Source organism: Vibrio sp. M260118 (assembly GCF_036533755.1).
Classification (GTDB): Bacteria; Pseudomonadota; Gammaproteobacteria; order Enterobacterales; family Vibrionaceae; genus Vibrio.
In genome coordinates, this window is the sequence record NZ_JATABG010000144.1 from 1 (window position 1) to 8,426 (window position 8,426).

Sequence of the window (8,426 nt, forward strand, 5' to 3'; positions counted from 1 at the left end):
CATAGCTTTGACGAGCATGATTATTTATAGAACTAACACCAACGAGAAGAGAAACGCCAAGAGTAAGGCCAAGCCAAACTAACAAGATTTGAAAAGGATGACGCTTATAGTGGCCGAGTAACGCTTTAACTACGGGCCATAACATGCAGCGATCCCCCTTGAAGCCTTATTTTTCCTTCCATATGGTCGGCAACTCGCTCGCTATGCGTGACCAACAGCAGCGTACAATCAAGTTGCTTAGTTAATGTGGTGAGCAGTCGCATTACGGCTTCCGCATTACGCTCATCAAGACTACCCGTAGGTTCATCCGCCAACAGAATTTTAGGTTCCATATACAAGGCGCGAGCAATTGCGGCTCTCTGCTGTTGACCACCAGACACCTCTTCTGGATAGCGGCCAAGCAGAGGCATTAGGTCAAGAGCAGAAAGGATCTGACGCCAAAGGCCAGAATCCTCTGGTAAGCCCTTAAGTTGGCGACAAAAACGAATATTGTCGGCAACATTCAACGTTGGTAGAAGATTAAATTGTTGAAATATAAGACCAATGTTATTGCGGCGGTAGGCTGTTCGCTTCGTTTCAGTGACTTCGTGCATTGAGAAGTTAGGGAAGCAAACTTCGCCAGAGTCGACAGTATCCAAGCCAGCGATTAGGTTGAGCAAAGTACTTTTGCCTGAACCACTTTCACCCATCAAGGCGACTTGTTCACCCTGTTTTAGAGACAACTCAGCACCTTGTAAAACAGGATGAAATTCACCACCGTCTAAATAGCCCTTACATAGGTCTGTTAGTTGTAACATTAATACTCTCGAAAACCTTAAAAATAGGAGTGTGAATCTACACTAAATTGCCGATTCAAGAAAGCATTTTGGATACTGGATCACAAGATAAGCATCTAAATGCACTAACTGCACGCGCAATGTCTAATTTTCAATCAAATTTCGCACCCAACGACGCGTTTTCATCCGGTACAACGAGCCCACCCACTTAATCATCTCTTCAGTTAAAAACAGAAAATAGATCCACTCGGGTTCCCAACCTAGCCCGATCGCCGCAAATGCAGCAAGTGGAATTCCAATTAACCACTGAGCGACTAAATCTTGATACAGGCAAAACTTAACGTCTCCCCCCGCTCTAAGCACACCGACAATCGCCATCATCGGGATAGAACGCAGGACAATACCAACGCTAAGTACCAACATGAACTTTTCAGATAACGCACGTGTTTCAGACGTTAACGCACTAAACGCATCAAGAACCAAACCTTGAACAAAGTACAGCAATACTGCGACCACAATGCCGACCAACAAACTTAAGCAGGTAACGCCAATGGCTTGATAATAAACTTCGTCGTATTTCTTCGCGCCGATCTGGTTACCAACTAACACCGCAGCGGCGTTGGACATACCAATTAACAACGCGAGTGCAATAGACTCTACTGGAGACATCACCGACAACGCTGCTAAACCCTGAACGCCCGACTGGCCCATGATCGCATGATAAGCGAACAGTCCCCCCGCCCATGCCAAGAAGTTAAAGGTAGTCGGGAGTGACAGTTTCAAAAACTTTGCTACACGGGTCCATACCAAAACATTACGCACATCATGGATACCAAAGGCGAGCAGGTGCTTTTTGGCGTACAGGTAACCAAACAGTGTTGCAACTTCAATCGCGCCACTTAATACAGTCGCAATAGCGGCTCCCTTGATTCCCATAGGCGGCACACCAAACTTACCAAAGATAAACACCCAATTAAGGAAAACGTTAGATAAGATGCCGATACCACTGAAAAAGGTACTCAGCCCTGGTTTATGCATTGCTCTCAGACCCACAGCCATACTCGCAACACACGCGACTGCAAACATAGAAACCGAAGTAATCACCAAGTATTGGGCACCTAATGCATTTACGGCAGGATCATTTGTCGCCAGCCCCATGACTTGAGATGGAAATAAAACAAACAGCAGTGCAGTAATCGCCGCAAACACCATACAGACTAACCAAGTTAGCGCGGTACTTTCACGCACGCCTTTTCTGTCACTTGCTCCCCAATATTGAGCGGTAAGGAGTGCACCACCTGTAGTTACACCCACCAACATAATCGTGGTGACAAAAGTGGCTCGCGCTGCTACACCTACAGCGGCTATTTCGGCCTCACCTAATTGACCAAGCATTAACACGTCGACCAAGCCTCGGCTGGAAAACATAATACTTTGTAGCGTGATAGGCATCGCGATAGCGACTAATCGACGTATAAAATCACCACGGGTATGAGCTAGAACATTGGAAAGAGTTATCAATCGCGCACCTCAAAAATGCAACTGTATGAAAGACAGAAAAGAAGAGACGGTTATTATATGATGACTATTGATATGAAACCATCAAAACCATAGGGGTTATGGATGAAAAAAGTGCTGGTTTTAGGCGCCTCTGGCTACGTGGGCTCACAGCTTCTTTCACAGTTATGTGAAAAAGGTTACAAGGTCACCGCGGCGGCTCGGCAAATAGACTACCTTAACGCTCGTGTTGAGCCTCATTCAAACTTATCGCTATGCTATTTAGACCTTGCCGACGAAGCTAAAACAAAGGCGTTAATTCCTGATTTCGACTTAATTTACTTCTTGGTCCACGGTATGGCTCATGGCCACGACTTCTTAGATTATGAGATATCACTGGCAGAGCATTTCAAGAGTGCACTTAGCCACAGCCAAGTGAAACACGTCATCTATTTAAGTGCAATTCAACCTCAAACTGGTGATTCTCGCCACCTTAAAGCACGCCGTATGACGGGTGATATCATACGCAGCGCTGGCGTTCCTATTACAGAACTGCGTGCAGGCGTGATCATTGGGCCGGGTTCTGCTGCTTTCGAAATCATGCGCGACTTCGTCTACAACATGCCCGTGCTTATCACGCCAAAATGGGTAGACTCTAAAGCCAATCCAATTGCGCTTGAAAATCTCAACCACTATTTACTGTCATTCGCTGAAGAGCAGCCTGAAGCGCATCAACTATTCGAAGTCGGTGGGCCAAACACCCTTAGTTATCGGGAACAATTTAGCGTGATTGCTACAACGATTCGCAAGCCGATCTCTATTCTATCCACCTCATTGCTAACACCGAAAATGGCCTCACGCTGGTTGGGTATAGTAACGTCTGTACCATCTAGCATCGGGGCCGCCCTATTGTCTGGCCTTGAGCATGACTTTATTGCTGATAACCAAAAGATCGTGAAAAAGTTTCCTCAACAATTAGTCACGTTTAATCAGATGGTAGCCAACAGCATCGAACAAGAGGGGGAGTTTGTTCGCAGTAATGTTTGGGGCTTTGACCCTGCGGCACTGTCAAGATGGCAGACCGGTTATGGCTACTACCCTAAACAGACAGGTGCAGAAGTCGAAACTGAGCTTTCTGCTGCTCAGCTATGGCAAATGATCAAACAAATAGGTAGCAAAAAAGAAGGATACTTCTTTGCCAACGCTCTTTGGCGAACTCGTGAATGGCTCGATATCTTCTTTGGTGGTGGTAAACCTGTTCGACGCTCACCAGCAGGACCAGAATTACAAGTCGGCGACTACATTGACTCTTGGAAAGTTATCCGCTGTGAGGAGAACCAATTTATTTCACTGCTGTTTGGTATGCAAGGGCCGGGATTAGGCAGGCTTGAATTTGTAATTGAAGACTTGGGCAACAGACGAAAGCTCACCGTTACGGCTTGGTGGCACCCTCAGGGCTTTAGAGGCCTACTTTACTGGTTCGCAATGATGCCCGCTCACCTGTTTATCTTTAAGGGTATGGTCAAAGCGATAGTGCGAAAAGCAAAAGAGCTTCCTTAATGGAAGCTCTCAATCATTTCAGAACGGCTTAAACCGTCAAACTTAACGGAATTTCAGCTAATCGATCACCTCGGTTAGCCGGGAAGACTAAGTACTCACCGTGGTACTTCACATTCGACTTATAGTCCGTCACCTTATGCACCATAAAACCCGCAGCTGACGCTTTCTCGACAAAATCAGCATGGTGACCGCGCACAAACCAACTCATCGGTTTAATCATATCTTCACCATCAAAACTGGTTTCACACTGCTCGGTACACATTGCTAGCGAGTTTGGACCTTCAGTAAAGATCTGTACTTTACCGCAATTAACCAGCTCTTCAGAGGTTGTTACTTCCCAACCCTGCTCTTCCATCATGTCGATGAATTCGTTGATCTGAAAATCTTTCAGTACGCGTTCTTCTTGCCCTTCAGGGAAAAACTGAGCATAGAACTTAGAAATTCGCTGAAATGTCTGCATCAACCCAGCGCTGTTACCCTTTGAGCGTCCAGTTTTCTGCCAACGAATCAGATCATCCGCCACAATGCGTGGAAACTGTTGAGACTTGATCGCTTTAGTAATCCAACGTACCAAGTAAAGATTATTTGCCGTAGGGCCGTTGGTTAACTTGCCAGCATTATGCTCTTTAGCAATATCATCGAGTGCTGTATTAACGAGTTTTTGTATTTCTACTGTGTACTGAGACATTACGCCTTTCTTCCAAATATCCAATAACATGCTGCCGAGATAATCGAACACGCGCTCATCACCGTGATCATCGGCCAAGTCACTCCGCCCGGCATAAATGCCACAATAGCACCAATCACAGAACCTGTACCAAAACGCAACGTGCCCGCTAGCGATGATGCCGTTCCTGCCATTGTTGGGTATCCACTTAATAGCAAGCCCATAGCGTTACTACCAATAGTCGACAACGTTCCGATGAACATGACAACAAACACAACGGTTCCCCATAAACCTGCGTCTAGCAACCAAGCCACAAACAAACCAACACCTGCAATCAATTGAATAAACAATCCAAATCGCAGCATCGCATGAGAGCCAACCTTTTTCACCAATCGACCGTTAATGCTTGTCATAACGATCATCGCAATAATATTCAATCCAAACAAGTAACCAAACTGCTCAGGGGGCACGCCGTAGATATCAATATAGACAAACGAACCCGCAGTTAAAAACGCAAACATACCAGCGAATGAGAATGCACCAGAGAAGATCAGCCCCATTGCCTCAGGGTTTCTAGCTAGCCTGACATAGTTTCTTAACGTATTGCGAATTCGAAATGGTTGCTTGTTCTCAGCGCTTAACGTTTCTGGAATCTTCCACAACACAAGGCAAATAACCACGACAGAGAAGCCCGCAAGGATCCAGAAAATTGCTCGCCAACCAAACCATACAGCAACATAACCGCCAATCATCGGTGCGATGAGGGGGGCAATTGTAATCACTAAGGTGACGAAAGACATCGCCCGTGCAAAATCTTCTCGATCGAACATATCACGCACCACCGCTTGAATGATCACCGCCGCCGCCGCCCCGGCAAAACCTTGCGCTGTACGTACCCAGGTTAAGGCTTCAATACCGGTTGTGGTCGCACTGACAACAGAAGCCAGACCAAAAAACAGTACGCCTAAAATCAAAACTGGCCTGCGGCCATAACTATCGGCTAACGGGCCATGAATCAGCTGGCCAATGGCAAAACCTGCGGTGTATGCGGTTAACGTTATCTGCACAGCCCCTTCTACGACCCCAAGGTCTTTAGCGATGGACGGCATCGCAGGCAAGTACATATCGATAGCTAATGGCGTTAGCGCACCGATTGCGCCTAGAACAAGGAACAATAAGAAGCTAATTTGTGGCGCTTTAGTTTGATCTAATGATCTTTCAGACATAAATTTCCTACTCGGTTGCGAATCAGATGCAGCTTCCGTGCTGCAACCAAACAGAATAATGGACACGAAGTGTCAGGTGAATCGGACTATATTCAGCGATTTTTGCCCAAAAGACTAGTTCCCAAATGGAAGTAAACTATTTCCTAAATAAAGAATTATTTCCAAACAGAGTCGATTTCTTGCTGCGTTAAGTAACGATATTCGCCCGGCTCCAATGTTTCACACAATTCAATATCACCAATACGTTCACGGTGAAGGTGCTCAACTTTATTGCCAAGGGCCGCAAACATACGTTTAACCTGATGGTATTTACCTTCAGTAATGGTCAACAGGACTTCTTTCTCTTCCTCGTCAACCACTTCAAGTTTGGCAGGTAGTGTTAAGCCTTTTTCGTTGCGCAGCTGAATACCTTGAGCAAATTTCTCGGCATAATCTGCTTCAAGAGGATCAACCAACCAAACTCGGTAAGTCTTTTCACACTTATGTTTAGGAGAAGTAATACGGTGAGACCATTGACCATCGTCAGTAATCAACACAAGACCTGTAGTATCGACATCTAAGCGACCTGCAAAGTGTAGGTCTCCCATTTTTACTTCATCAAGCAACATAAACGCTGTTTGATTAAAACCATCTTCATGCGAGCAGACAAAACCATCGGGTTTGAAAAGCATAATATAACGCGGGCCTGGCTTTTGGATCTCGCGACCTTGCCACTCTACCGTGCACTCTTCCGTTACCTTAACCGCACCGCTTTTCTGCACTACGTCATTAACCGTAACGTCACCGCTTTTAATGATTTTTGTTGCTTCTTTACGTGTCGCACCAAGTGCATCACATAGATATTTATCTAAACGCATGAATACCTCATCTTTGCTAGGTGGGGTATTATAGTGCGACTAGACTAAATAGTTGAGCTATTTCACACATTTTATGTATACACTTCGTCCCTATCAGGCTGATTCCGTCAAAGCAGTTATTCATTACTTTCGCAAGCACTCCACTCCAGCGGTATTGGTACTGCCCACTGGGGCAGGAAAAAGCTTAGTGATCGCCGAACTTGCTCGGCTGGCAAAAGGGCGCGTACTTGTGCTTGCCCATGTCAAAGAGCTCGTCGAACAGAACCATCAAAAATACGAAGGGTACGGACTCAAAGGCTCGATTTTTTCAGCCGGACTCGGCCGCAAAGAGACCGACCAACAAGTGGTATTTGCCTCGGTTCAATCTGTTGTTCGCAATCTCGACCAGTTTAAAAATCAATTTTCACTATTGGTTATCGACGAGTGCCATCGCGTGCCAGATGATAAAAACACTAGCTATCAAAAAGTTATCAACCACCTACGCGAACAGAACGCTGGGATTAAAGTGCTTGGGCTGACTGCAACACCTTATCGGCTCGGTATGGGGTGGATTTATCAATACCACACTAGAGGTCTGGTGCGCAGCGAGGAACCACGTTTTTTCCGCGACTGCATATTTGAGTTACCCATCCGATACTTGCTCGACGAAAACTTTTTAACGCCAGCGAAAATGATGGATGCGCCAGTGTTGAGCTATGACTTTTCGCAGCTCAAACCCGCGAATACAGGGCGATACAAAGAGTCTGAAATGGACATGGTCATCGACAAGGCCAAACGCGCCACACCACAAATTGTCGAGCAAATTATCCAGATGTCTTCAGAACGACAAGGCGTCATGATTTTTGCCGCTACGGTTCGCCACGCCCAAGAAATCTTCGGCTTATTGCCTGAAGGACAGACCGCAATTGTTATCGGTGACACACCAACACCTGAACGCGACGCCATCATCCAGAACTTCAAAGATAAAAAAATAAGGTACCTTGTAAATGTATCGGTGCTAACTACTGGCTTTGATGCACCACATGTCGATCTGATAGCCATCTTACGTCCAACAGAGTCAATCAGTCTCTATCAACAGATCGTGGGCCGTGGACTACGCTTATCACCGGGTAAAACGGAATGTTTGGTTTTGGATTATGCTGGTAACAGTTACGATCTCTATCAACCTGAAGTTGGTGATGCTAAACCCGACTCAGACAGTGAAATCATCACCATTCCCTGCCCTGCTTGCGGCTTCAATAACAACTTCTGGGGCAAATTAGACAGTAATGGCTTTCTGCTCGAACATTTTGGCCGAAAATGCCAAGGTTTTTTCGAAGATGAAGAGACCGGCGAGCGCGAGCACTGTGACTACCGTTTTAGAGCTAAATACTGTGGCGAATGTGGCGCTGACAACGATATTGCCGCGCGGATCTGTCATGAGTGTGACGCAACCTTAGTCGACCCAGACAAAAAACTTAAAGAGGCGTTGAACCTTAAAGATGCACTTGTCTTTGAGTGTCGAGAAATGGATTTAACTGTTCATAAAGACGATAAGGGTAAGAGCAGCTTAAAAGTCTCTTACATCGGCGATAACCAAGCTCAGGTTAGCGAATTTTGGTCTTTGACCACTAAGAATCAAAAACAACGTTTCAAAGATCAGTTTGTTCGCCCACACCTCGCCGACAAACATCGCCCTTTTGAAGATGCTTCACCAACCAAAGTGGTCAACAATCAACACCGCTTCCGTCCACCACAGTTCGTCATAGCAAGAAAGTCAGGACGATTTTGGAAAATGCGCGATAAGATTTTTGCTGATGAATTAACGAACTAAGGTAAATTCATTTGGTGTTCATCTATCAAT

The 8,426-nt window shown here is 45.8% G+C and carries 7 protein-coding genes; 2 read left to right on the forward strand and 5 right to left on the reverse strand.

Annotated elements, in window-relative coordinates; all coding sequences use genetic code 11:
• Positions 1-125: 125 nt before the first annotated feature.
• Both QTO00_RS10400 and QTO00_RS10405 read right to left on the reverse strand, forming a co-directional pair.
• Positions 126-797 carry an ABC transporter ATP-binding protein gene (locus tag QTO00_RS10400; protein ID WP_331424716.1) on the reverse strand — a complete coding sequence of 224 codons (672 nt, stop codon included), beginning with the start codon at positions 795-797 and terminating at the stop codon, positions 126-128.
• A gap of 123 nt (positions 798-920) precedes the next feature.
• On the reverse strand, positions 921-2,228 hold the full coding sequence (locus QTO00_RS10405) for an MATE family efflux transporter (protein WP_443088916.1): 1,308 nt from the start codon (positions 2,226-2,228) through the stop codon (positions 921-923).
• Positions 2,229-2,399: 171 nt separating this feature from the next.
• On the opposite strand from QTO00_RS10405, the gene QTO00_RS10410 reads away from it, so the two are divergent.
• Positions 2,400-3,833 (forward strand): DUF2867 domain-containing protein, encoded by a 1,434-nt coding sequence (locus QTO00_RS10410; RefSeq protein WP_331424719.1) that lies wholly within the window; start codon positions 2,400-2,402, stop codon positions 3,831-3,833.
• Between the two features lie 28 nt (positions 3,834-3,861).
• Here QTO00_RS10410 and QTO00_RS10415 read toward each other — a convergent pair whose 3' ends face one another.
• From QTO00_RS10415 to rsuA, 3 genes are all read right to left on the reverse strand, one after another.
• A complete protein-coding gene (locus QTO00_RS10415) occupies positions 3,862-4,521 on the reverse strand; it encodes a DUF2913 family protein (RefSeq protein ID WP_331424720.1) in 660 nt (219 codons plus the stop codon).
• The gene (locus QTO00_RS10420) at positions 4,521-5,726 is read right to left on the reverse strand and encodes a Bcr/CflA family multidrug efflux MFS transporter (protein WP_331424721.1); all 1,206 of its coding nucleotides are present in this window, start codon (positions 5,724-5,726) and stop codon (positions 4,521-4,523) included. The genes QTO00_RS10415 and QTO00_RS10420 overlap by 1 nt, the downstream gene beginning before the upstream one ends.
• Positions 5,727-5,881: 155 nt before the next feature.
• Positions 5,882-6,583, reverse strand: a complete 702-nt coding sequence (gene rsuA / locus QTO00_RS10425) for a 16S rRNA pseudouridine(516) synthase RsuA (RefSeq protein WP_331424722.1) — start codon at positions 6,581-6,583, stop codon at positions 5,882-5,884.
• Positions 6,584-6,656: 73 nt separating this feature from the next.
• Here rsuA and QTO00_RS10430 point away from each other — a divergent pair, with 73 nt between their 5' ends.
• Complete coding sequence (locus QTO00_RS10430; RefSeq protein WP_331424723.1) at positions 6,657-8,396, forward strand: DEAD/DEAH box helicase; 1,740 nt, start codon at positions 6,657-6,659, stop codon at positions 8,394-8,396.
• Positions 8,397-8,426 lie beyond the last annotated feature (30 nt).

What these genes read in the sequence shown, in the direction of transcription:
- rsuA (WP_331424722.1), bottom strand. Translation starts at nt 6,583, where the DNA reads ATGCGTTTAGATAAATATCTATGTGATGCACTTGGTGCGACACGTAAA.
- QTO00_RS10430 (WP_331424723.1), top strand. Translation starts at nt 6,657, where the DNA reads ATGTATACACTTCGTCCCTATCAGGCTGATTCCGTCAAAGCAGTTATT.
- QTO00_RS10410 (WP_331424719.1), top strand. Translation starts at nt 2,400, where the DNA reads ATGAAAAAAGTGCTGGTTTTAGGCGCCTCTGGCTACGTGGGCTCACAG.
- QTO00_RS10400 (WP_331424716.1), bottom strand. Translation starts at nt 797, where the DNA reads ATGTTACAACTAACAGACCTATGTAAGGGCTATTTAGACGGTGGTGAA.
- QTO00_RS10405 (WP_443088916.1), bottom strand. Translation starts at nt 2,228, where the DNA reads ATGCCTATCACGCTACAAAGTATTATGTTTTCCAGCCGAGGCTTGGTC.
- QTO00_RS10420 (WP_331424721.1), bottom strand. Translation starts at nt 5,726, where the DNA reads ATGTCTGAAAGATCATTAGATCAAACTAAAGCGCCACAAATTAGCTTC.
- QTO00_RS10415 (WP_331424720.1), bottom strand. Translation starts at nt 4,521, where the DNA reads ATGTCTCAGTACACAGTAGAAATACAAAAACTCGTTAATACAGCACTC.